We start from the raw sequence: 19673 nt of genomic DNA, 5'->3' as shown, positions 1-19673 counted from the left end.
GTATTTTCCGGCCGATATAAGAGCAAATGGCTCAGCCCGCTCTTCTGCCTCGTTCGGCGCCCTTCGCAGACGAGGACCTTTCCACCCTCGATCGCATTCTCGCGGGATCGTCCGCGGTCCAGCGAGCATGGCTGACCGGCTTCCTCGCGGGCCTCGATGCACAGGCGGGGACGCCGGCCCAGCCCTCACTCCCGCCACGCGCCTCCGAGCCGCTGACGATCCTGTTCGCAAGCGAGTCCGGCAATTCCGAGAGGCTGGCGAACGACACGGCAAAGCTCGCCCGGAAGAGCGGCTTCAAGCCCAGGATCGTGGATTTCGCCGATCTCGACCTCGCGGACCTGCCCAAGGCGAAGCACCTGATCGTCATCGCGGCGACCTGGGGCGAAGGCGAGCCCCCCGGCCGTGCCGCGGGCGGCTACGGCGACCTCATGGGCCCGAACGCGCCCCGCCTCGAGGGCGTCGATTTCGGCGTCCTGGCGCTCGGGGATACGGCCTATCTCGAGTTCTGCGCCGTCGGAAAGAAGATCGACGAGCGGCTTGCCGAACTCGGGGCGAGCCGAGCGGTCGAGCGGGCGGACCTCGATCTCGACTTCGAAAAGGGCGCCGCCAGCTGGATCAAGGGTGCGGTCGAGACGCTCGCGCCCGCGGCGCCGGAGCCGCAGGCCGGCAACGTCGTCGCGATCGACTTCGCCAGCCGGGGCGGCGCGGAGCCTAGCCGCGAGCCGGTCAGCGCCGAGGTGACCGAGCACGTCAACCTGAACTCGTCTCGGTCCGGCAAGGAGACAATCCACCTCGCGCTGTCCTTCGAGGATGGCGCTCCGGCCTACGAGCCGGGGGACTCGCTCGAACTCTACCCGGAGAACGACCCGGAACTCGTGGACCATGTCCTGAAGGCGGCCGGCCTCTCCGGCGACGAAGCGCTCCGGCGGATGCTGATCGTGGAGCGCGATATCACCACGCTCTCATCCGCGACGATCGAGCGCTTCATCAAGGCGACCGGCCATGCGGATGCGCGCCGCCTGCTCGAATCCGGCGAGGCGCGCGCCTGGATAGAGGGCCGGCACCTGGTCGACCTCCTGGAAACCTACCCGGCCGCGCTCTCCGCAGAGCATCTCGGCGAGATCACGCGTCCCCTCCCCCCGCGCGCCTACTCGATCGCGTCGTCTCGAAAGGAGTTCGAGGACGAGGCGCACCTCCTGATTTCGGCGGTGCGCTACACGACGCATGGCCGCGCCCGCACCGGCGTCGCCTCGACCCACGTGGCCGACCGGATCAAGACCGGGGCCAAGCTCAAGGTGCGGCTCAAGCCGAACCGGCATTTCCGGCTACCGGCCGATCCGGCCACGGACATCATCATGGTCGGACCCGGCACCGGGGTCGCGCCCTTCAGGGCCTTCGTGCAGGAGCGCCGGGCCGTCGGCGCGAGCGGCCGCTCGTGGCTGTTCTTCGGCGACCGCCACTTCACGCACGACTTCCTGTACCAGCTCGAATGGCAGGAGGCGCTCGAGGACGGCAGTCTCACGCGCATCGACCTCGCCTTCTCCCGCGACCAGCCGGAGAAGATCTACGTCCAGGACCGTATCCGGGCGCGGCAGCGAGAGCTGGTCGATTGGATCGAGGGCGGCGCGTCCTTCTACGTCTGCGGTGATGCCAAAGCGATGGCGAAGGATGTCCGCGGCGCGCTGGTGGCTGCCTTCGCCGAGGTCAAGGCGACCTCGCAAGAGGTTGCGGAGGACGCCGTGCGCCAGCTCGAGCGCGAGAAGCGCTACCTGACCGACGTGTACTGAAACTCCCCCGCTCACCCCGGCGAAAGCCGAGGTCCAGGCTGGATGCCGGCTTTCGCCGGGGTGAGCGGATAAAGGTATTCTCTATGCCCGACGAAACCGAAATCAAGAACCAGCTCTCCCGCAACGAGCACATCAAGGAAGCCTCGGGCTACCTGCGCGGGACGCTGGCCGAGGGCATCCTGAAGGACGTCACCGGGGCGATCTCCGACGATGACGGCCAGCTCGTGAAATTCCACGGGATGTACCTGCAGGACGACCGCGACCTCAGGGCCGAGCGCACGAAGAAGAAGCTCGAGAAGGCCTATTCCTTCATGATCCGCCTGCGGATCCCGGGCGGAGTCGTCACGCCGAAGCAGTGGCTGATCCTCGACGACATCGCGACGACCTATGCCAATGGCTCGCTCCGGGCCACGACGCGCCAGACCTTCCAGTACCACGGGGTCATCAAGTCGAACCTGAAGCGGACGATGCGGGCAATCGATTCAGCGCTTCTCGACACAATTGCCGCCTGCGGCGACGTGAACCGGAACGTTCTCGCAGCCACGAACCCGCACCAATCCGGCGCGCACGAGGCCGCTCACGATCTTGCCAGGCGGCTTTCGGACGAATTGCTCCCCAAGACAGCGGCCTGGCGCGAGATCTGGCTCGACGGCGAGCGGGTGGTCGGGGGCGAGGACGAGGGCGAGCCGATCTACGGCCGCACCTACTTGCCGCGGAAGTTCAAGACGGTCGTCGCGGTTCCGCCCTCGAACGAGGTGGACATTCTCGCGCACGACCTCGGCTTCATTGCGATCCTCGACGAGGCCGGTCAGGTGCTCGGCTGGAACGTGACCGTCGGCGGCGGCATGGGCATGACCCATGGCGAGCCCGAGACCTTTCCGCGTCTCGCCGACGTGATGCTCTTCTGCGAGCCGGAATACGCCGTGAAGGTCGCCGAAGCCGTCATGACGGTGCAGCGCGACTGGGGCGACCGTTCCAACCGCAAGGCTGCGCGGCTCAAATACACGATCGAGAAGCACGGGCTCGCGGCCTTCCGGGCAGAGGTGGAGAAGCGGGTCGGCCGCACCTTCGAGGACCCGCGTCCGTTTCGCTTCGACAGCAACGGCGACCGCTACGGCTGGACCGAGGGCGAGGATGGCCGCCGGCACCTGACCCTATTCATCGAGAACGGCCGCATCCGCGACATCCCAGGTGGGCCGCAGCTCCTCTCGGGGCTCCGGCGCATCGCCGAGTTGCACGAGGGCGAGTTCCGGCTGACCGCGAACCAGAACGTCATCGTGGCGAATGTCGCGCCCGAGAAGCGCGCCGAGATCGACGCCCTCGTCGCCGAGTTCGGCCTCACGTCGCACACGGGCGCGCTGCGCCGGAACGCCATGGCCTGCGTGGCGCTTCCGACCTGCGGCCTCGCGCTGGCCGAAAGCGAGCGCTACCTGCCAAGCTTGGTGACGATCCTGGAGGAGCGCCTCGCGGCGCACGGCCTCGTCGAGGACGAGATCACCATCCGGATGACCGGATGCCCGAACGGCTGCGCCCGGCCTTACATCGCCGAGATCGGCCTCGTCGGTAAGGGGCCGGGCCGCTACAATCTCTATCTCGGCGCCGCCTTCGACGGCTCGCGGCTCTCGAAGCTCTATCTCGACGATGCCGACGAGGCCGCGATCACCGCGGCGCTCGATCCGCTCTTCGCGGCCTATGCGAAGGAGCGGACAGACGGCGAGCGCTTCGGCGACTTCGTCACCCGAGCGGGCTTCGTCGCCAGGACCGAAGCCGGCCGCAGCTTCCACGACGATCTCGGGCCGCAAAGGGCCGCCGCGTGAAGCCGCTACGCCGCCGCCACCCGGTTCCGCTCGAGACGGCGCAGCCATTGCGGGTCGAGGTCGAGCGCCGCGGAGATCCGATCGAGCACATCGAGGGTCGGGATCGCGGCGCCGCGCTCCACGTCGCTGTAGTAGCCCTGTGTGATGCCGGCCTTCGTTGCCACCTGGGCCTGAGACAGGGCGCGCGATTTCCGCAGCCCTCTCAGGACGCTTCCCTCGCCCTTCGCGGCCGCGTCGCAGAACCATTCGGGCAGGACGACGTCGCGGCCCTCATCGAGGTCCCGCAGCCGCTCGGCCGCGATCAGGCCAGCCATTTCGTCCTCGGCGTCCTCCTCGCCGGCGCGCGCACGCAGAGCCAGGTACTCCCTATGCGTGAGCACCACGAGTTCCTCTCCGAGGTCCGTTCGGATGAGCTGCGGCTTCATGCTGTCGCCTCCTCGTCAGCGGTAGATGTCTCGCCGGTGACCAGCCGCCAGGATCAGCAGCCCGTCCGGCGTCTCCTTGAAGATCACGCGGTAGTCGCCGTCGCGCAGCCGGAGCGCGTCCACTCCCGACAGGCGCTTCACATCGCCCTGCCCGGTCAGCCCGTACAGATAGAGCTTTCGAGTGAGCGACTCCCGCACCGCTTCCGGGAGCTTGAAAAAGAAGCCGTCGGGCGCGGACGCGAAGATCAGCGTCTTGTTCATAGCTATATTATGGCTCGCCGCGCAGGTTGCGCAACCGGGACTCGTCCATCTGCCGTCCGCCCCGGAGCAGCCCGATGACTCCGACCCTCGCTCCCGCGGAGACGCGCCCGCGCCGGCTCGCCCCGCTGGCGAAGCTGCCGATCTTTCTCGACCTCGCAGGCCGGCGCGTCCTGCTGGTCGGCGGCGGGGAGCCGGTGGTCTGGAAGGCCGAGCTTCTCGCGGCGGCGGGAGCGCGGCTCGACATCGTCGCGCCCGAGCCGCATGAGGATCTCGCGGCGCTCGCGGCGACGAGCGACGGCGCGATCGCGCTTCACCGCCGCGAATGGCGGCCCGAAGATCTCGACGGCGCGGCGCTCGTGGTGGCCGACGAGGAGGATGCCGGGCAGGCAGCCCGCCTTCGCGAGGCCGCGCATGCTCGGGGCCTCCTCGTCAACGTCATCGACAATCCGGCCTTCTGCGACTTCCAGTTCGGCACCATCGTCAACCGCTCGCCCGTGGTGATCGGCATCATGACGGACGGCGCCGCCCCGGTTCTCGGCCAGGCGATCCGCCGCCGTATCGAAGCCGTCCTCCCCGGCTCGCTGGCCGCCTGGGCGGCCGCCGCAAAGGGATTTCGCGAGCGGCTCCGAGTTCGCCTGCCGAGCCGCACCGACCGCCGACTCTTCTGGGAAGCGTTCGTTGACCGCGCCTTCCGGGCGAACATCCCGGACGGCCGGCTGCCGGCCGAGCTCGAGCGGCTCGCCGGATCGATCGCCGGGACGAGCCGCGAGGGACGGATCGGCGAGGTGGTGATCGTCGGAGCCGGACCGGGCGATCCGGAACTGCTGACACTAAAGGCCATGCGCGAGCTCCAGGCAGCGGACGTCATCGTCTACGATAGGCTGGTCACGCCCGGCGTGCTGGAACTGGCGCGCCGCGAGGCGCGCCGGGTCCATGTCGGCAAGGAAGGGCACGGGGCCGCCTGCCGGCAGGAGGATATCTCGTCCCTGATCGTGGACCTGGCCCTGGCAGGCGAGCGCGTCGTCAGGCTGAAGGGCGGCGATCCGGCCGTGTTCGGCCGCAGCGGTGAGGAAGTCGCGGCCTGCCGCGAGGCCGGCGTCCCGGTGCGCATCGTGCCCGGCGTGACGACGGCGAGCGCCGCGGCGGCCTCCCTCAACCTGTCGCTCACGCACCGCGACCACGCACAGAGCCTGCATTTCGTCACCGGGCACGACCGCCACGGCGCCCTGCCGTCCAACCTCGACTTCCGGAAGCTCGCAGATCCGAACGCGACATTGGTAGTCTATATGGGGCGCCGCACCTCTGCCGCCCTGGCGGATCGCCTGATCGCGGAGGGGCTCCCGGCCGCTACTCCCGTTGCAGCCCTGGCCAATGTCTCCCGCGCGGATCAGCTCGTGATGCGTTCCGATCTCGCCGGACTACGGAAAGGGATCGACCTCCCGGAGCGCGTCCCGGTGATCGTCCTCATCGGGGCTGCGATCGGAAGCTCACTGCCGGAGGATGCCCTACCCTTTGCTGCCCGCCCCCGGGCGAAAGCGATCGCCTGAGGGAACAGCCCAGCCAAGACCGCGGGCTCCTGGCGACCAGCTATTTTCCAGAGACGATCGCCATCGTCGTCTCGCCTTCCATCACGTCGACCACCTCGTACATGGCGCCGCCATGCGTGAAGAACGACTTGGGCTCCGTCCAGAAGACGCGCGTGGCGACGATGTAGCGGCCTGCCGCAAGGTTGTCGAAGGCGAAGCGTCCACCCATGTCGACCTTCGTCTCCCGTCTGTACTCCAGGTATTCCGGCGGCGGCTCGTCGACAGCGTTGCCGAAGTAGGATCGGCGCTCGCCCCCAAACATCCGGTCGAAGCGTTCGACGGCATAGGCGGTCGCCGGGATGAGGAACACCCGCTCGCCGGCCGCCGTTACTACGCGCCCATAGTCTCTCTTGAGAAAAGCCTGGCCGTCTATCCGGCCCGTTCCGCTCTTGCGGATGTATTCGGCTGAACGGGAGTCGAATCGGCTAGTGACCGTCTCCGTCGGCCCGAGCTGGCAGCTTGCAAGGAACAGCAGCGGAAGACACAGCCCAAGCACGCGGACCATAACGCCACTCCGACCATTCTTCAGGCCAGTGTGACGCGTGCCAGGATTACGTCAAGCGGGCTGTGGCTGGAGAATCCGCGCGATCTCGGCCGTCACCTGGTCGATCGGCTGCATCCCGTCCAGCACACGGAGCAGGCCCTTCTTGGCGTAATACTCCGACAGAGGAGCGGTCAGCTCGCGATATGCGACGAGACGGGTCTTGAACGCTTCGGGATTGTCGTCCTTCCGGACCGGCTCGCCCCGCGCGAGCGTGTCGGCGACGCGCTTCGCGATCCGATCGACGAGCGCGTTCTCGTCGACCTTCAGCTCGATGACCGCATCCAGGCCGATGCCCTTCTCCGCCAGCATGCGGTCCAGCGCCTCCGCCTGGGGCACGGTCCGGGGAAAGCCGTCGAGGATGAACCCGCCCCGGGCGTCCGGTTCCTCGATCCGGTCGGCCACGATGCCGACCACGATCTCGTCCGAAACCAGGCCCCCCGACGCCATCACGTCCTTGGCCTTCAGACCGACGGGGGTGCCTGCAGCCACGGCCGCCCGCAGCATGTCCCCTGTCGATAGCTGCGGCAGGCCGTGCTGCTCCACGATGCGTGCCGACTGGGTTCCTTTGCCTGCACCGGGCGGGCCGAGAAGGATCAATCTCATCGGAGCCCCCGCCCCTCCTCTTCAGCATCCTTCCGGATGCAATTGCCTAGCGGCGGCGAGCGCCCTTGAGCTTCGACTTCTTCACGAGGCCCTCATACTGGTGCGCCAGCAGATGCCCGTGGACCTGCGCCACCGTGTCCATCGTTACCGAAACCACGATGAGCAGCGAGGTGCCACCGAAATAGAAGGGCAAAGCCGCATATGACACAAGCAGTTCGGGCAGGAGGCAGATCACCGTCAGGTACGCCGCGCCGATCACCGTGATGCGGGTCAGCACGTAGTCGATGTACTCCGCCGTGCGCTCGCCCGGCCGGATGCCCGGTATGAAGCCACCATGCTTCTTCAGGTTGTCCGCCGTCTCCTGCGGATTGAACACGACCGCCGTGTAGAAAAAGGCGAAGAAGATGATGAGCGCGGCGTAGAGCGCCATATAGGCCGGGCGGCCGTGACCCAGGAAGGTGGCCAGCGTCGAGATGATGCCGGTGCCGCTCGTATCGGCCGTGAAGCTCGCGAAGGTCGCCGGCAGGAGCAGCAGCGACGACGCGAAGATCGGCGGGATGACGCCCGAGGTGTTGAGCTTGAGCGGCAGGAACGAGGTCTGCCCCTCGTACATGCGGTTCCCGACCTGGCGCTTCGGATAGTTGATCAGCAGCCGGCGCTGGGCCCGCTCCATGAACACGATGAAGAAGACCACGGCGACCGCCATGACGATCACGCCAAGGATGAGCGCGGTCGAGATCGCGCCCTGACGGCCGAGCTCCAGCGTGCCGGCGATCGCAGACGGCAGATGCGCCACGATGCCCGCGAAGATGATCAGCGACGACCCGTTGCCGATGCCGCGGCTCGTGATCTGCTCACCGAGCCACATCAGGAACAGCGTCCCGCCCGTAAGCGTGATCACCGTCGAGACGAGGAAGAAGGGGCCCGGCTCCTGGACGATGTTGCCGGAGCTCTGCAGGCCAACCGCGATGCCCCAGGACTGGAACAGAGCCAGCACGACCGTGATGTAGCGCGTGTACTGGTTGATGACCTTGCGGCCCGACTCGCCTTCCTTCTTCAGCGCCTCGAGCGAGGGCACGACGGAGGTGAGGAGCTGCACGATGATCGATGCCGAGATGTACGGCATGATGTTCAGGGCGAAGATCGCCATGCGCTCGACGGCGCCGCCCGAGAACATGTTGAAGAGGCCGAGCACGCCGCCCGAGGCCTGCTGGAAGCTCTGGCGAAGCGCTTCCGTATCGATCCCCGGAAGCGGCACATAGGTGCCCAGGCGGAAGATGATGAGCGCGCCGAGCGTGAACCAAATGCGCTTCTTCAGCTCTTCGGCTTTGGCGATCGCACCGAAGTTGATGTTGGAGGCGAGCTGCTCGGCGGCCGATGCCATATCTTCAATCCTGAGGCGACCGCATGAGGGTCGCAGAGAGGCCGGCCCGTATCTGGCGCACGGGCCGGCTCATCTCAAGTCTTGGGAGCCGCGGCTTTAGGCCGTCGCCTCGTCGCTGCCACCCAGAACGGTGACGGAACCGCCGGCACGTTCGATGGCCTCGAGCGCCGACTTCGACGCGCCCGCAACCTGGAACGTCAGCTTGGCACTCAGCTCGCCCGAGCCGAGGATCTTCACGCCATCCCGCGGCTTCGACAGCACGCCGGCCGCGACCAGCGTCTCGACGGTCACGGGAGCGGACGCGTCGAGCTTGCCGGCATCGACCGCAGTCTGGATGCGGCCGAGGTTGACCTCGTTGAGCTGCCGCTGGTTCGGCGGGTTGAAGCCGCGCTTCGGCAGACGCCGATGCAGCGGCATCTGGCCGCCCTCGAACCCCTTGATGGACACGCCGGTGCGGGCCTTCTGACCCTTCACCCCGCGTCCGCCGGTCTTGCCCTTGCCGGAGCCAATGCCCCGACCGACGCGCATCCGGTTCTTGGTCGCGCCTTCGTTGTCGCGAATCTCGTTCAGTCTCATGGTCGTCTCCTCACCGCTCGCCCGAAGCCGGGACGACGCGCACGAGGTGCTTGACGGCCTCGATCATTCCCCGCGTCGAGGGGTTGTCGGGCAGCGTCGACGTGCGATGCAGCTTGTTGAGGCCGAGGCCAATCAGCGTCTGACGCTGCTTGCCCTCGCGGCGGATCGGCGAACCGATCTGCTGGACCGTCACGGTCCCCTTCTGGTCAGCCATGATGTCCCCCTATCAGGAATCCGCGCCAGCGCCGTCCGAAAGGTCGGCATCGCGGCGGCGGGACTGGAGGGTGGAAACCTTGAGGTTGCGGCGAGCCGCGACGGAGCGCGGGCTGTCCTCGTTCTTCAGCGCGCTGAAGGTGGCGCGAACCAGGTTGTACGGGTTCGACGAGCCGAGGGACTTCGCAACGACGTCCTGCATGCCGAGCGTCTCGAAGACGGCGCGCATCGGGCCGCCTGCGATGATGCCCGTGCCCTGCGGAGCAGCGCGGAGGATCACCTTGCCGGCGCCCCAACGGCCGTTCACGTCGTGGTGCAGCGTCCGGCCCTCGCGCAGCGGCACGCGGATGAGACCGCGCTTCGCAGCTTCCGTTGCCTTACGGATCGCCTCGGGCACCTCGCGCGCCTTGCCATGGCCGAAGCCGACGCGGCCCTTCTGGTCGCCGACGACGACGAGCGCAGCGAAGCCGAAGCGACGTCCACCCTTCACCACCTTGGCGACGCGGTTGATGTGGACGAGTTTGTCGACGAACTCGGAATCCCGCTCTTCGCGCTCGTTCCGGTCGGAGCGGCGCTCCCGATGCGGGCGCCCGCCCGATGAAGGTTCTCTAGCCATATGTAATCCCGTCTGAACTCAACGCGGGCGGCGGCCCGCTCGCTTGACGTTCGTAAAAGAGGCCCGCCGGCGTGCCTGCCCTTAGAAGTCCAGCCCACCCTCGCGAGCGGCGTCGGCAAGAGCCTTGACGCGCCCGTGGTAGAGGTAGCCGGACCGGTCGAAGATGACCTGCTTGATCCCAGCCTGGACCGCGCGCTCCGCGACCAGCTTGCCGATCTCGCGAGCCGCCTCGACGGTCGCGCCCGTCTTGAGCCGGCCCTTGACGTCCTTCTCGAGAGAGGACGCCGCAGCGATCGTGTGACCGCGCTCGTCGTCGATGATCTGAGCGTAGATCTGCTTCGACGAACGGAACACGGACAGGCGCGGGCGCCCGTTCGCAGCCTTCCGGATCGCGCGCCGGACACGCGCCTTGCGTCGCTCTTCGACGCTCTGCTTCGTAGCCATGTCCAGTCCTACTTCTTCTTGCCTTCCTTGCGGAAGATGAACTCGTTCGCGTACTTCACGCCCTTGCCCTTGTAGGGCTCGGGACCGCGGAAGTCGCGGATCTCAGCAGCGGCCTGGCCGACCTTCTGCTTGTCGATCCCGGCGATCACGATTTCCGTCGGACGAGGCGTGGTGATCGTGAGACCAGCCGGCACCTCGTAATCGACATCGTGGCTGTAGCCGAGCGACAGCTTCAGCATCTTGCCGGCCATCGCGGCGCGATAACCGACGCCGTTGATCTCGAGCTTCTTCTCGAAGCCCTTGCTCACGCCTTCCATCAGGACCGCGACCTGGGCACGCGAGGTGCCCCAAAGCGAACGCGCTTCCTTCGACTGATCACGAGGATCAACCTTGACGGCCCCGTCTTCCATGACGACGGAGACCTTGTCCGGAACCGTGAAGGACAGCTCGCCCTTCTGGCCCTTCACCTTCACCAGCTGCCCGGTCACCGTGGCGGTCACGCCCGACGGAACCGGGACCGGCTTCTTGCCTACACGAGACATCGTCGTTTCCCTGTCCTGATCCGCCGGCCTTAGAAGACCTGGCAGAGCACTTCGCCGCCGACGTTCTTCTCGCGCGCCTCGTGATCCGCCATGACGCCCTGCGGGGTCGACATGATCACGACGCCGAGCCCGTCTGCGACGCGCGGCATGGTGTCGACCGACGCATAGACGCGACGGCCGGGCTTCGAGACGCGCTGGATCCGGCGGATCACAGGCTCGCCCTCGTAGTACTTCAGCTCGATCGTGAACTCAGTCCGGCCGTTGCCGTAATCCGCGGTGGAGTAATCGCGGATGTAGCCTTCGGACTTCAGCACATCGAGAACGTTGGCGCGCAGACGCGAGCCGGGGGTCTGAACGGTGCTCCGGCGACGCATCTGCGCATTCCGGATGCGGGTCAGCATATCGCCGAGCGGATCGGTCATCGACATGGTCGCGCCTCCTTACCAGCTCGACTTGACGAGGCCCGGGATCAGGCCCTGGGAACCAAGCTCACGCAGCGCGATGCGCGACATGCCGAGCTTGCGGTAATAGGCGCGCGGCCGCCCCGTGACTTCGCACCGATTGCGGATGCGGGTCGGGTTCGCGTTGCGCGGCAGCTCGGCGAGCTTGAGGCGCGCCTCGAAGCGCTCCTCCATCTGCCGGGTCTGGTCGTTCGCGACGGCAAGGAGTTCCTTGCGCTTGTTCGCGAACCGATCGACCAGCTTCCTGCGAGCCTTGTTCTTCTCGATCGAACTCTTCTTGGCCATGTAGTCTATCTCCGGTGTCCGCGTCTGAGATCCGCCTGCTGGGCAGGCGTTCTCACTGCCGGAACGGGAAGTTGAAGTGCTTGAGGAGCGCGCGCGCCTCGTCGTCGGTCTGGGCCGTAGTCGTGATGATCACGTCCATGCCCCAGATCTGCTCGGCCTTGTCGTAGTTGATCTCAGGGAACACCAGGTGCTCCTTGATGCCGAGAGCGTAGTTGCCCCGCCCGTCGAAGGAGCGCGGGTTCAGGCCGCGGAAGTCGCGGACGCGCGGCAGCGCGATCGTGACCAGGCGGTCAAGGAACTCGTACATCCGCGCGCGGCGCAGGGTGACCTTCGCGCCGATCGGCATGTTCTCGCGGACCTTGAAGGTCGCGATCGCCTTCCGGGCGCGTGTGACGACCGGCTTCTGACCGGCGATCAGCGCGAGATCGGCAGCCGCAACGGACGCCTTCTTCGAATCGGCCGTCGACTCGCCGACGCCCATGTTCAGGACGATCTTGTCGAGCTTCGGAACCTGCATCGGGTTCTTGTAGCCGAACTCCTCGATGAGCTTCGCCCGCACGACCTCGTCGTAATGCTGGCGGAGCCGCGGCAGGTAGGCACCGTCCGCGCCGTTCCCGGCCGGGGCCGCCTCGGCCGGCTTCTTGGGGGACTTAGGCATCGATCAAATCTCCGGACCGCTTAGCGAACCGCACCTTCCGGCCGTCATCGAGGACGCGGAAGCCAACCCGGGTGGGCTTGCCGTCCTTCGGATCGGCGACAGCGAGGTTCGACAGGTGGATCGGCGCCTCCTTGGAGATGATGCCGCCCTCCTGGTTCATCGACTGCTTCTGGTGACGCTTCACCATGTTCACGCCGCGCACGAGCGCCTTCTCGTCCTTCGGCATGACCTGCACGACTTCGCCGGTGCGACCCGAGTCGCGGCCGGTCAGAACGACGACGCGGTCGCCCTTCTTGATCTTGGCGGCCATCACAGCACCTCCGGCGCCAGCGAGATGATCTTCATGTGGTTCTTGGCGCGGAGCTCGCGCGGGACCGGTCCGAAGATACGGGTGCCGACCGGCTCCTTCTGGTTGTTGATGAGGACCGCAGCGTTGCGGTCGAAGCGGATCACCGAGCCGTCCGGACGACGGATGTCCTTCGCGGTCCGAACGACGACCGCCTTCATGACGTCGCCCTTCTTCACGCGGCCGCGCGGGATCGCCTCCTTGACGGAGACGACGATGATGTCGCCAACGCCGGCATATTTGCGCTTCGAGCCGCCGAGCACCTTGATGCACATCACGCGACGCGCACCGGAATTGTCGGCGACGTCCAGATTCGTCTGCATCTGGATCATCGATCAGAACCTCTCTCTGTCTCGGTCGGTTTCCGGCTCACGCCAGACTACGGCCGACGGGGATCTTGGTCCCCTGCCCTTGCGTCATCCGGCACCCTGCCCTCAGGCCAGGTCCCGAAACCTTTCTTCAAGCACCGAACGACCACCACCTGCGGTGATGGTCGCCAAATCCAATCTGCCTGGCTCGATGCCGCGTCGTGATGCGGCGCGAAGCGGGTCTCTCAGGAGAGACCGACGGCCGACTTCACCTTGTCGACGGCGCCCGCGACGCCCTCGACGACGCTCGATACAACACCGCCGACCGATCCGCCAGCCCCTTCGCCCTCGACGAGCTTCCAGGTCTTCGTCTTCGAGAACGGCCGCGACTCCTCGATGAGGACCGTCTGGCCGACCTTCGCGACGTTGTTCTCGTCGTGGGCGTGATAGTTCTTCGTCCGGCGAACGGTCTTCTTGAGGACCGGGTGCGTGAAGCGACGCTCCACCTTCACCACGATCGTCTTCTCGCCCTTGTCGCTGACGACAACGCCCTGCAGCACGCGCTTTGGCATAGATCTCTCCTCAGGCCTGCGCGGCCGCGCGCTGCCGGCTCTGCAGCGTCTTGATGCGGGCGATGTCGCGACGGACGACACGCACCCGCGAGGTGTTCTCGAGCTGGCCCGTAGCCCGCTGGAAGCGCAGATTGAACTGCTCCTTCTTGAGCGAGAGGAGCTCGTCCTGGAGCTGATCGGCCGACATCCGCTGGAGGTCGCCGAAGCGCTGCTTCGTCTTCATCTCATCCTCACTCGGCGATGCGCTGCACGAAGCGCGTGCGCACCGACAGCTTCGCAGCGCCGAGACGGAGCGCCTCGCGGGCGATCTCCTCAGACACGCCGTCGATTTCGAACATGATCCGGCCCGGCTTCACGCGAGCGGCCCAGAACTCGACCGCGCCCTTGCCCTTACCCATGCGGACTTCGGTCGGCTTCTTGGAAACCGGCACGTCCGGGAAGATGCGGATCCACACGCGGCCCTGGCGCTTCATCTCGCGGGTGATCGCGCGGCGAGCCGCCTCGATCTCACGCGCGTTCACACGCTCCGGCTCCAGGCACTTGAGGCCGAACTGGCCGAAATTCAAGTCCGTGCCGCCCTTCGCGACGCCATGAATGCGTCCCTTGAACTGACGACGGAACTTCGTCTTCTTCGGTTGCAACATCGCTCTTGAACCTTTCCCGAGCCGTCCGGCTTACGCCGCCTGCTCGGCCGCGCGACGACCGGTGGAACGGCTGCCCGCTTCCTCGTTCATGCGCTTATCCTGCGCCATCGGATCGTGCTCCAGGATCTCGCCCTTGCAGATCCAGACCTTGATCCCGCAGGTGCCGTAGGTCGTGAACGCGGTCGCGACCCCGTAATCGACATCGGCACGCAGCGTGTGCAGCGGAACGCGGCCCTCGCGGTACCATTCCATGCGGGCGATCTCGGCGCCGCCGAGGCGGCCGGAGCAGTTGATCCGGATGCCCTGGGCACCAAGCCGCATCGCCGACTGCACGGCGCGCTTCATGGCGCGACGGAAGGCGACCCGGCGCTCGAGCTGCTGCGCGATCGACTCGGCGACGAGCGTCGCGTCGATCTCGGGCTTGCGCACCTCGACGATGTTGATCGCCACCTCGGCCTTGGTCATCGACCCGACGAGCTTGCGCAGCTTGTCGATATCGGCGCCCTTCTTGCCGATCACGACGCCCGGGCGGGCGGAGTGGATGGTCACGCGGCACTTCCGGTGCGGGCGCTCGATCACGATCTTCGAGACCGCCGCCTGCTTCAGCTGCTTCGTGAGCGCCTCGCGGATCGCCATGTCCTCATGCATGAGGCGGGCGTACTCGCCCTTGCCGGCGTACCAGCGCGAGTCCCAGGTCCGGTTGATGCCGAGCCGCAGCCCGACCGGATTGACTTTCTGACCCATGGGTTGACCTCAGGCCGCTTCGGCTTGGACTTCACGAACCACGATGGTGAGGTTCGAGAAGGGTTTCAGGATGCGCGCGCCGCGTCCGCGGGCCCGGGCATGGAAGCGCTTCAGCACGAGCGCCTTGCCGACGAACGCCTCCTTGACGACGAGATCGTCGACGTCGAGGTCGTGGTTGTTCTCGGCATTCGCGATTGCGCTCTCGAGGCACTTGCGCACCTCCTTGGCGATCCGCTTGCGGGAGAATTCGAGATCCGCGAGCGCAGCCGAGGCCTTCTTGCCCCGGATGAGCTGGGCAACGAGGTTCAGCTTCTGCGGCGACACGCGAAGCATGCGGAGAACGGCTTTCGCCTCGTTGTCCGGCAGCGCGCGCGGAGTTGCGGCCTTGCCCATATCAGCGCCTCTTAGCCTTCTTGTCGGCCGCATGGCCGTTGAAGGTGCGGGTCGGCGAGAACTCACCGAACTTGTGGCCCACCATCTCCTCGGAGACGTAGACCGGGATGTGCTTGCGTCCGTTGTAGACGCCGAAGGTCAAACCCACGAAGTGCGGCAGGATCGTGGAGCGGCGGCTCCAGATCTTGATCACTTCGTTACGGCCGCCCGAGCTGCGAGCGGCGTCGGCCTTCTTCAGCAGGTAGCCGTCGACAAACGGCCCCTTCCAGATCGAGCGTGCCATGGCGCGCCTCAGCCCTTCTTCTTGCGGTTATGACGGCTGGTCACGATGAACCGGTCCGTGCGCTTGTTGGAGCGCGTCTTCTTGCCCTTGGTCGGCACGCCCCACGGGGTCACCGGGTGGCGACCACCCGACGTACGGCCCTCACCACCACCGTGCGGGTGGTCGATCGGGTTCATGGTGACGCCGCGGTTATGCGGACGCTGGCCAAGCCACCGGCTGCGACCGGCCTTGCCGATCGAGGTGTTCATGTGGTCCGGATTCGACACGGCGCCGACCGTCGCGAAGCACTGGCCATGCACCAGGCGCTGCTCGCCCGAGTTCAGGCGAACCGTGACGTAGCCCTGGTCGCGGCCAACGATCTGCGCGTAGGTGCCAGCCGAACGGGCCATGGCGCCGCCGCGGCCGATCTTCAGCTCGACGTTGTGCACGATCGTGCCGACCGGCATGTTCGCCAGAGGCATCGCGTTGCCGGGCTTGATGTCGACCTGCTCGCCCGACATCACCGAGTCGCCCACCGCCAGGCGCTGCGGCGCCAGGATGTAGGACTGCTCGCCATCCGGGTAGCGGATCAGCGCGATGAAGGCCGTGCGGTTCGGATCGTACTCGATCCGCTCGACCGCAGCCGCTTCGTTCGCGTGCGAGCGACGCTTGAAGTCCACGTAGCGGTAGGTCTGCTTGTGACCACCACCACGGAACCGGACCGTCACCCGGCCATGGTTGTTCCGGCCGCCCTTGGAGTGCTTCCCCTCGGTCAGCGACTTGACGGGCTTGCCCTTGTAGAGCTCGCTCCGGTCGACGATCACGAGCTGGCGAAGGCCAGGCGTGACCGGCTTGAAAGTCTTGAGTGCCATGGTTCTCTACCTGCCGCTCAGAGCCCGGTCGTCACGTCGATCGACTGGCCCTGCGCGAGGGTCACAATCGCCTTCTTGACGTCCGAACGCCGGCCTTTGCGGCCGCGGAAGACCTTTTCCTTGCCCTTGGTCACGAGCGTATTCACCGCCAGGACCTTGACCTCGAAGAGGCGTTCGACCGCCTCCTTGATCTGGGGCTTGGTCGCATCCGGGGCGACCCGGAAGACAACCTTGTTCAGCTCAGAGAGATTCGTGGCCTTCTCGGTGATGACCGGGCTCACGATCACGTCGTAATGGCGCGGATCCGGATTCATTTGAAGCGCGCCTCCAGCGCGTCGACGGCCGCCCTGGTCAGCACGAGCGTGTCGCGCCGCAGGATGTCGTACACGTTGATGCCCTGAATGGGCAGGACGTCGATGTTCGGCAGGTTGCGGGCCGCCAGACCGAAGTTGGTATCGACCTCCGCACCCGCAATGATGAGCGCCGAGCCGAGCCCGAGCTTGCCGAACTGGTCCTTCAGCTCCTTCGTCTTCGGCGCATCCAGCCGCGCATCGTCCACGACGATCAGCGTCTGGTCCTTGGCCTTGGTCGACAGAGCATGGCGAAGCGCAAGCGCACGCACCTTCTTCGGCAGGTCGTGCTCGTGCGAGCGGACCTGAGGCCCGAAGGCGCGGCCGCCACCCCGGAACTGCGGCACGCGGGCCGAGCCGTGGCGGGCATTGCCGGTGCCCTTCTGCTTGTACATCTTCTTGCCGGTCCGGGCGATCTCCGCACGGTTCTTTACCGCGTGGGTACCGGCCCGGCGCTTGGCGAGCTGCCAGCGCACCATCCGGGCAAGGATGTCGGCGCGAGGCTCGAGACCGAAGATCGCGTCATCGAGCTCGACCGAGCCGGCCGTATCGCCGGCGAAGGTCTTCACTTCGAACTGCATCACGCGTTCTCCTCGGCCGGAGCAGCCTCAGCCGCAGCCGCACCATCACCCGCGGTCCGGAACTTGCCCGGCATCGGCAGGTCGGCCGGGGCTTTCCGCTTCACGGCGTCCTTGATGTAGATCCAGCCGCCCGCATGGCCGGGGACCGCGCCCTCGACCAGGATAAGGCCCCGCTCGACGTCCGTACGGACGACGCGCAGGTTCTGGGTCGTGACCCGCTCGACACCGAGATGGCCCGGCATCTTCTTGTTCTTGAAGGTCTTGCCGGGATCCTGACGGCCGCCGGTACCACCGATCGAGCGGTGGGAGATCGACACGCCGTGCGAGGCCCGGAGACCACCGAAGTTCCAGCGCTTCATGCCGCCCGCGAAGCCCTTACCGGTCGTGGTGCCGGTGACATCCACGAACTGGCCAGGCACGAAGTGGTCGGCCGTGATCTCGGCACCGACCGGGATCAGCGCGTCCTCGGACACGCGGAACTCGGCGAGCTTCTGCTTCGGCTCGACCTGGGCGACGGCGAAACGGCCACGCTCCGCCTTCGACACGTTCTTCACCTTCGCGCGGCCAATGCCGAGCTGAAGGGCCGTGTAGCCGTTCTTTTCCTTCGTGCGATGAGCCACGACCTGGCACTGGTCGAGCTTCAGCACGGTGACCGGAATGTGCTCCCCGGCATCCGTGAAGATGCGGGTCATTCCGAGCTTCTGGGCAATGACGCCTGAGCGCATGGACCTGATCCTAAAAGGCGCTTCTGGAAAGCTCAGAGCCCGAGGCTCAGAGCTTGATCTCCACGTCCACGCCAGCGGCGAGGTCGAGCTTCATGAGGGCATCGACCGTCTGCGGCGTCGGATCGACGATGTCGAGAACGCGCTTGTGGGTCCGCATCTCGAACTGCTCGCGCGACTTCTTGTCGATGTGGGGCGAACGAAGCACGGTGAAGCGCTCGATCCGGGTCGGCAGCGGGATGGGCCCGCGGACCTGCGCGCCGGTCCGCTTCGCCGTCGAGACGATCTCGCGGGTCGAGGCGTCGAGGACGCGGTGGTCAAACGCCTTGAGGCGGATGCGGATGTTCTGGTTCATCGATCTCTTCTCCCGCCGTGACCGGACCTGATCCGGTCACCCACGGTCGACTTCACGTGCTTGGGGTGGTTGCCCGGGCCGAAGCCCGGGCAGGTTGGCGGTTTGACCGCTTACTCGACGATCGAGGCGACGACGCCGGCGCCGACCGTACGGCCGCCCTCGCGGATGGCGAAGCGGAGCTTCTCTTCCATCGCGATCGGAACGATCAGCGACACGTCCATCGTCACGTTGTCGCCGGGCATCACCATCTCGGTGCCCTCCGGCAGCGTGCAGACGCCGGTCACGTCCGTGGTGCGGAAGTAGAACTGCGGACGGTAGTTCGTGAAGAACGGGGTGTGACGACCACCCTCCTCCTTCGTGAGGATGTACGCCTCAGCCTTGAACTTCGTGTGCGGCTTCACCGAACCCGGCTTGCAGACGACCTGGCCGCGCTCGACGTCCTCACGCTTCGTGCCGCGGAGCAGCACGCCGACGTTGTCGCCAGCCTGGCCCTGATCGAGCAGCTTGCGGAACATCTCGACGCCGGTGACCGTGGTGGTCTGGGTCGGACGGATGCCGACGATCTCGACGGTCTCGCCGACCTTCACGATGCCACGCTCGACGCGGCCGGTCACGACGGTGCCGCGACCGGAGATCGAGAACACGTCCTCGATCGGCATGAGGAACGGCAGGTCGATCGGACGCTCCGGCTGCGGGATGTACTCGTCGACGGTCTTCATGAGCGCGAGAACCGCGTCACGGCCGATCTCCGGGTTCTTGTCCTCGAGCGCCATCAGGGCCGAGCCCTTGGTGATCGGGATGTCGTCGCCGGGGAACTCGTACTTCGACAGCAGCTCGCGAACCTCGAGCTCGACGAGGTCGAGGAGCTCCGGATCGTCGACCATGTCGACCTTGTTCAGGAACACCACGAGCGCCGGCACGCCGACCTGCCGGGCGAGCAGGATGTGCTCACGGGTCTGCGGCATCGGGCCGTCCGCGGCGGACACGACCAGGATCGCGCCGTCCATCTGGGCGGCACCCGTGATCATGTTCTTCACGTAGTCGGCGTGGCCGGGGCAGTCGACGTGCGCATAGTGGCGGTTCGAGGTCTCGTACTCGACGTGCGCCGTCGAGATCGTGATGCCGCGAGCCTTCTCCTCCGGAGCCTTATCGATCTGGTCGTAGGCCGTGAACGTCGCGCCACCCGACTCCGCCAGGACCTTCGTGATCGCAGCCGTCAGCGAGGTCTTGCCGTGATCGACGTGGCCGATCGTGCCGATATTGCAGTGAGGCTTGCTACGGGAGAACTTTTCTTTTGCCATGACAGCACCTTACCTTCGTGT

At 66.5% G+C, this 19673-nt stretch carries 29 protein-coding genes and 1 pseudogene; 3 read left to right on the top strand and 27 right to left on the bottom strand.

Going from position 1 to position 19673, the window contains the following annotated elements; genetic code table 11:
- The first annotated feature begins 26 nt into the window (after positions 1-26).
- Together ACO2SS_RS07525 and ACO2SS_RS07520 are read left to right on the top strand one after the other, a co-directional pair.
- Positions 27-1787: a diflavin oxidoreductase gene (locus tag ACO2SS_RS07525; RefSeq protein WP_423276990.1), complete on the top strand. Its 1761-nt coding sequence runs from the start codon at positions 27-29 to the stop codon at positions 1785-1787.
- Between the two features lie 83 nt (positions 1788-1870).
- A complete protein-coding gene (locus ACO2SS_RS07520; protein ID WP_423276989.1) occupies positions 1871-3604 on the top strand; it encodes an NADPH-dependent assimilatory sulfite reductase hemoprotein subunit in 1734 nt (577 codons plus the stop codon).
- A gap of 5 nt (positions 3605-3609) precedes the next feature.
- Here the strand turns inward: ACO2SS_RS07520 and ACO2SS_RS07515 are convergent, their stop codons facing one another.
- Complete coding sequence (locus ACO2SS_RS07515; protein WP_423276988.1) at positions 3610-4029, bottom strand: helix-turn-helix domain-containing protein; 420 nt, start codon at positions 4027-4029, stop codon at positions 3610-3612.
- 15 nt (positions 4030-4044) lie between these two features.
- Entirely contained in the window at positions 4045-4290 is a 246-nt protein-coding gene (locus ACO2SS_RS07510) for a type II toxin-antitoxin system RelE family toxin (RefSeq protein WP_423276987.1), read from the bottom strand.
- Between the two features lie 74 nt (positions 4291-4364).
- Between ACO2SS_RS07510 and cysG the strand changes: the two genes are divergently transcribed.
- Entirely contained in the window at positions 4365-5837 is a 1473-nt protein-coding gene (cysG, locus tag ACO2SS_RS07505) for a siroheme synthase CysG (RefSeq protein ID WP_423276986.1), read from the top strand.
- Positions 5838-5877: 40 nt separating this feature from the next.
- Here the strand turns inward: cysG and ACO2SS_RS07500 are convergent, their stop codons facing one another.
- From ACO2SS_RS07500 to tuf, 25 genes and pseudogenes are all read right to left on the bottom strand, one after another.
- Positions 5878-6381, bottom strand: a complete 504-nt coding sequence (locus ACO2SS_RS07500; protein ID WP_423276985.1) for a carboxypeptidase regulatory-like domain-containing protein — start codon at positions 6379-6381, stop codon at positions 5878-5880.
- A gap of 51 nt (positions 6382-6432) precedes the next feature.
- On the bottom strand, positions 6433-7023 hold the full coding sequence (locus tag ACO2SS_RS07495) for an adenylate kinase (RefSeq protein ID WP_423276984.1): 591 nt from the start codon (positions 7021-7023) through the stop codon (positions 6433-6435).
- A gap of 46 nt (positions 7024-7069) precedes the next feature.
- On the bottom strand, positions 7070-8407 hold the full coding sequence (gene secY / locus ACO2SS_RS07490) for a preprotein translocase subunit SecY (protein WP_423276983.1): 1338 nt from the start codon (positions 8405-8407) through the stop codon (positions 7070-7072).
- Positions 8408-8503: 96 nt separating this feature from the next.
- A complete protein-coding gene (gene rplO / locus ACO2SS_RS07485; protein WP_423276982.1) occupies positions 8504-8983 on the bottom strand; it encodes a 50S ribosomal protein L15 in 480 nt (159 codons plus the stop codon).
- A gap of 10 nt (positions 8984-8993) precedes the next feature.
- The gene (gene rpmD, locus ACO2SS_RS07480) at positions 8994-9197 is read right to left on the bottom strand and encodes a 50S ribosomal protein L30 (protein WP_423276981.1); all 204 of its coding nucleotides are present in this window, start codon (positions 9195-9197) and stop codon (positions 8994-8996) included.
- Positions 9198-9209: 12 nt separating this feature from the next.
- The gene (rpsE, locus tag ACO2SS_RS07475; protein WP_423276980.1) at positions 9210-9812 is read right to left on the bottom strand and encodes a 30S ribosomal protein S5; all 603 of its coding nucleotides are present in this window, start codon (positions 9810-9812) and stop codon (positions 9210-9212) included.
- Positions 9813-9893: 81 nt separating this feature from the next.
- Positions 9894-10256 carry a 50S ribosomal protein L18 gene (rplR, locus tag ACO2SS_RS07470; RefSeq protein WP_423276979.1) on the bottom strand — a complete coding sequence of 121 codons (363 nt, stop codon included), beginning with the start codon at positions 10254-10256 and terminating at the stop codon, positions 9894-9896.
- An 8-nt stretch (positions 10257-10264) separates the two neighbouring features.
- Positions 10265-10798 (bottom strand): 50S ribosomal protein L6, encoded by a 534-nt coding sequence (gene rplF, locus ACO2SS_RS07465; RefSeq protein ID WP_423276978.1) that lies wholly within the window; start codon positions 10796-10798, stop codon positions 10265-10267.
- Positions 10799-10827: 29 nt separating this feature from the next.
- Entirely contained in the window at positions 10828-11226 is a 399-nt protein-coding gene (rpsH, locus tag ACO2SS_RS07460; protein WP_423276977.1) for a 30S ribosomal protein S8, read from the bottom strand.
- A gap of 12 nt (positions 11227-11238) precedes the next feature.
- On the bottom strand, positions 11239-11544 hold the full coding sequence (gene rpsN, locus ACO2SS_RS07455; protein ID WP_423276976.1) for a 30S ribosomal protein S14: 306 nt from the start codon (positions 11542-11544) through the stop codon (positions 11239-11241).
- Positions 11545-11596: 52 nt separating this feature from the next.
- Positions 11597-12202, bottom strand: coding sequence for a 50S ribosomal protein L5 (gene rplE / locus ACO2SS_RS07450; protein WP_423276975.1), 606 nt, complete (start codon positions 12200-12202; stop codon positions 11597-11599).
- Positions 12195-12512, bottom strand: coding sequence for a 50S ribosomal protein L24 (gene rplX, locus ACO2SS_RS07445; protein WP_423276974.1), 318 nt, complete (start codon positions 12510-12512; stop codon positions 12195-12197). The genes rplE and rplX overlap by 8 nt, the downstream gene beginning before the upstream one ends.
- Positions 12512-12880, bottom strand: a complete 369-nt coding sequence (gene rplN / locus ACO2SS_RS07440; protein WP_203126787.1) for a 50S ribosomal protein L14 — start codon at positions 12878-12880, stop codon at positions 12512-12514. The genes rplX and rplN overlap by 1 nt, the downstream gene beginning before the upstream one ends.
- Positions 12881-13164: 284 nt before the next feature.
- Positions 13165-13428: pseudogene (gene rpsQ, locus ACO2SS_RS07435) on the bottom strand (30S ribosomal protein S17); the annotation flags it as partial.
- A 10-nt stretch (positions 13429-13438) separates the two neighbouring features.
- A complete protein-coding gene (gene rpmC, locus ACO2SS_RS07430) occupies positions 13439-13651 on the bottom strand; it encodes a 50S ribosomal protein L29 (protein ID WP_423276973.1) in 213 nt (70 codons plus the stop codon).
- Positions 13652-13658: 7 nt separating this feature from the next.
- Positions 13659-14072 (bottom strand): 50S ribosomal protein L16, encoded by a 414-nt coding sequence (rplP, locus tag ACO2SS_RS07425; RefSeq protein WP_423276972.1) that lies wholly within the window; start codon positions 14070-14072, stop codon positions 13659-13661.
- 30 nt (positions 14073-14102) lie between these two features.
- Complete coding sequence (gene rpsC, locus ACO2SS_RS07420) at positions 14103-14816, bottom strand: 30S ribosomal protein S3 (RefSeq protein ID WP_423276971.1); 714 nt, start codon at positions 14814-14816, stop codon at positions 14103-14105.
- 9 nt (positions 14817-14825) lie between these two features.
- On the bottom strand, positions 14826-15209 hold the full coding sequence (rplV, locus tag ACO2SS_RS07415) for a 50S ribosomal protein L22 (protein ID WP_423276970.1): 384 nt from the start codon (positions 15207-15209) through the stop codon (positions 14826-14828).
- 1 nt (position 15210) lies between these two features.
- On the bottom strand, positions 15211-15492 hold the full coding sequence (gene rpsS / locus ACO2SS_RS07410) for a 30S ribosomal protein S19 (RefSeq protein ID WP_423276969.1): 282 nt from the start codon (positions 15490-15492) through the stop codon (positions 15211-15213).
- An 8-nt stretch (positions 15493-15500) separates the two neighbouring features.
- Positions 15501-16343: a 50S ribosomal protein L2 gene (rplB, locus tag ACO2SS_RS07405; RefSeq protein ID WP_423276968.1), complete on the bottom strand. Its 843-nt coding sequence runs from the start codon at positions 16341-16343 to the stop codon at positions 15501-15503.
- A gap of 17 nt (positions 16344-16360) precedes the next feature.
- The gene (locus ACO2SS_RS07400; RefSeq protein ID WP_423276967.1) at positions 16361-16657 is read right to left on the bottom strand and encodes a 50S ribosomal protein L23; all 297 of its coding nucleotides are present in this window, start codon (positions 16655-16657) and stop codon (positions 16361-16363) included.
- Positions 16654-17274, bottom strand: a complete 621-nt coding sequence (gene rplD, locus ACO2SS_RS07395; protein WP_423277175.1) for a 50S ribosomal protein L4 — start codon at positions 17272-17274, stop codon at positions 16654-16656. The genes ACO2SS_RS07400 and rplD overlap by 4 nt, the downstream gene beginning before the upstream one ends.
- On the bottom strand, positions 17274-17999 hold the full coding sequence (gene rplC / locus ACO2SS_RS07390; protein ID WP_423276966.1) for a 50S ribosomal protein L3: 726 nt from the start codon (positions 17997-17999) through the stop codon (positions 17274-17276). Before rplC ends, rplD begins: the two co-directional genes overlap by 1 nt.
- Positions 18000-18045: 46 nt before the next feature.
- On the bottom strand, positions 18046-18351 hold the full coding sequence (gene rpsJ, locus ACO2SS_RS07385) for a 30S ribosomal protein S10 (RefSeq protein ID WP_171218018.1): 306 nt from the start codon (positions 18349-18351) through the stop codon (positions 18046-18048).
- Positions 18352-18461: 110 nt separating this feature from the next.
- Positions 18462-19652 carry an elongation factor Tu gene (gene tuf, locus ACO2SS_RS07380; protein ID WP_423276965.1) on the bottom strand — a complete coding sequence of 397 codons (1191 nt, stop codon included), beginning with the start codon at positions 19650-19652 and terminating at the stop codon, positions 18462-18464.
- Between the last annotated feature and the right edge of the window lie 21 nt (positions 19653-19673).

Source organism: Enterovirga sp. CN4-39 (assembly GCF_049446235.1).
In the GTDB taxonomy this organism is placed as follows: domain Bacteria; phylum Pseudomonadota; class Alphaproteobacteria; order Rhizobiales; family Beijerinckiaceae; genus Enterovirga.
Note: the sequence above shows the minus strand (reverse complement) of the source record. Positions and strands in the feature narration are given on the sequence as shown.

Excerpts from the sequence above, each read along its gene's own strand:
- ACO2SS_RS07525 (WP_423276990.1), top strand. The coding sequence starts at position 27 with ATGGCTCAGCCCGCTCTTCTGCCTCGTTCGGCGCCCTTCGCAGACGAG.
- ACO2SS_RS07520 (WP_423276989.1), top strand. The coding sequence starts at position 1,871 with ATGCCCGACGAAACCGAAATCAAGAACCAGCTCTCCCGCAACGAGCAC.
- ACO2SS_RS07515 (WP_423276988.1), bottom strand. The coding sequence starts at position 4,029 with ATGAAGCCGCAGCTCATCCGAACGGACCTCGGAGAGGAACTCGTGGTG.
- ACO2SS_RS07510 (WP_423276987.1), bottom strand. The coding sequence starts at position 4,290 with ATGAACAAGACGCTGATCTTCGCGTCCGCGCCCGACGGCTTCTTTTTC.
- cysG (WP_423276986.1), top strand. The coding sequence starts at position 4,365 with ATGACTCCGACCCTCGCTCCCGCGGAGACGCGCCCGCGCCGGCTCGCC.
- ACO2SS_RS07500 (WP_423276985.1), bottom strand. The coding sequence starts at position 6,381 with ATGGTCCGCGTGCTTGGGCTGTGTCTTCCGCTGCTGTTCCTTGCAAGC.
- ACO2SS_RS07495 (WP_423276984.1), bottom strand. The coding sequence starts at position 7,023 with ATGAGATTGATCCTTCTCGGCCCGCCCGGTGCAGGCAAAGGAACCCAG.
- secY (WP_423276983.1), bottom strand. The coding sequence starts at position 8,407 with ATGGCATCGGCCGCCGAGCAGCTCGCCTCCAACATCAACTTCGGTGCG.
- rplO (WP_423276982.1), bottom strand. The coding sequence starts at position 8,983 with ATGAGACTGAACGAGATTCGCGACAACGAAGGCGCGACCAAGAACCGG.
- rpmD (WP_423276981.1), bottom strand. The coding sequence starts at position 9,197 with ATGGCTGACCAGAAGGGGACCGTGACGGTCCAGCAGATCGGTTCGCCG.
- rpsE (WP_423276980.1), bottom strand. The coding sequence starts at position 9,812 with ATGGCTAGAGAACCTTCATCGGGCGGGCGCCCGCATCGGGAGCGCCGC.
- rplR (WP_423276979.1), bottom strand. The coding sequence starts at position 10,256 with ATGGCTACGAAGCAGAGCGTCGAAGAGCGACGCAAGGCGCGTGTCCGG.
- rplF (WP_423276978.1), bottom strand. The coding sequence starts at position 10,798 with ATGTCTCGTGTAGGCAAGAAGCCGGTCCCGGTTCCGTCGGGCGTGACC.
- rpsH (WP_423276977.1), bottom strand. The coding sequence starts at position 11,226 with ATGTCGATGACCGATCCGCTCGGCGATATGCTGACCCGCATCCGGAAT.
- rpsN (WP_423276976.1), bottom strand. The coding sequence starts at position 11,544 with ATGGCCAAGAAGAGTTCGATCGAGAAGAACAAGGCTCGCAGGAAGCTG.
- rplE (WP_423276975.1), bottom strand. The coding sequence starts at position 12,202 with ATGCCTAAGTCCCCCAAGAAGCCGGCCGAGGCGGCCCCGGCCGGGAAC.
- rplX (WP_423276974.1), bottom strand. The coding sequence starts at position 12,512 with ATGGCCGCCAAGATCAAGAAGGGCGACCGCGTCGTCGTTCTGACCGGC.
- rplN (WP_203126787.1), bottom strand. The coding sequence starts at position 12,880 with ATGATCCAGATGCAGACGAATCTGGACGTCGCCGACAATTCCGGTGCG.
- rpmC (WP_423276973.1), bottom strand. The coding sequence starts at position 13,651 with ATGAAGACGAAGCAGCGCTTCGGCGACCTCCAGCGGATGTCGGCCGAT.
- rplP (WP_423276972.1), bottom strand. The coding sequence starts at position 14,072 with ATGTTGCAACCGAAGAAGACGAAGTTCCGTCGTCAGTTCAAGGGACGC.
- rpsC (WP_423276971.1), bottom strand. The coding sequence starts at position 14,816 with ATGGGTCAGAAAGTCAATCCGGTCGGGCTGCGGCTCGGCATCAACCGG.
- rplV (WP_423276970.1), bottom strand. The coding sequence starts at position 15,209 with ATGGGCAAGGCCGCAACTCCGCGCGCGCTGCCGGACAACGAGGCGAAA.
- rpsS (WP_423276969.1), bottom strand. The coding sequence starts at position 15,492 with ATGGCACGCTCGATCTGGAAGGGGCCGTTTGTCGACGGCTACCTGCTG.
- rplB (WP_423276968.1), bottom strand. The coding sequence starts at position 16,343 with ATGGCACTCAAGACTTTCAAGCCGGTCACGCCTGGCCTTCGCCAGCTC.
- ACO2SS_RS07400 (WP_423276967.1), bottom strand. The coding sequence starts at position 16,657 with ATGAATCCGGATCCGCGCCATTACGACGTGATCGTGAGCCCGGTCATC.
- rplD (WP_423277175.1), bottom strand. The coding sequence starts at position 17,274 with ATGCAGTTCGAAGTGAAGACCTTCGCCGGCGATACGGCCGGCTCGGTC.
- rplC (WP_423276966.1), bottom strand. The coding sequence starts at position 17,999 with ATGCGCTCAGGCGTCATTGCCCAGAAGCTCGGAATGACCCGCATCTTC.
- rpsJ (WP_171218018.1), bottom strand. The coding sequence starts at position 18,351 with ATGAACCAGAACATCCGCATCCGCCTCAAGGCGTTTGACCACCGCGTC.
- tuf (WP_423276965.1), bottom strand. The coding sequence starts at position 19,652 with ATGGCAAAAGAAAAGTTCTCCCGTAGCAAGCCTCACTGCAATATCGGC.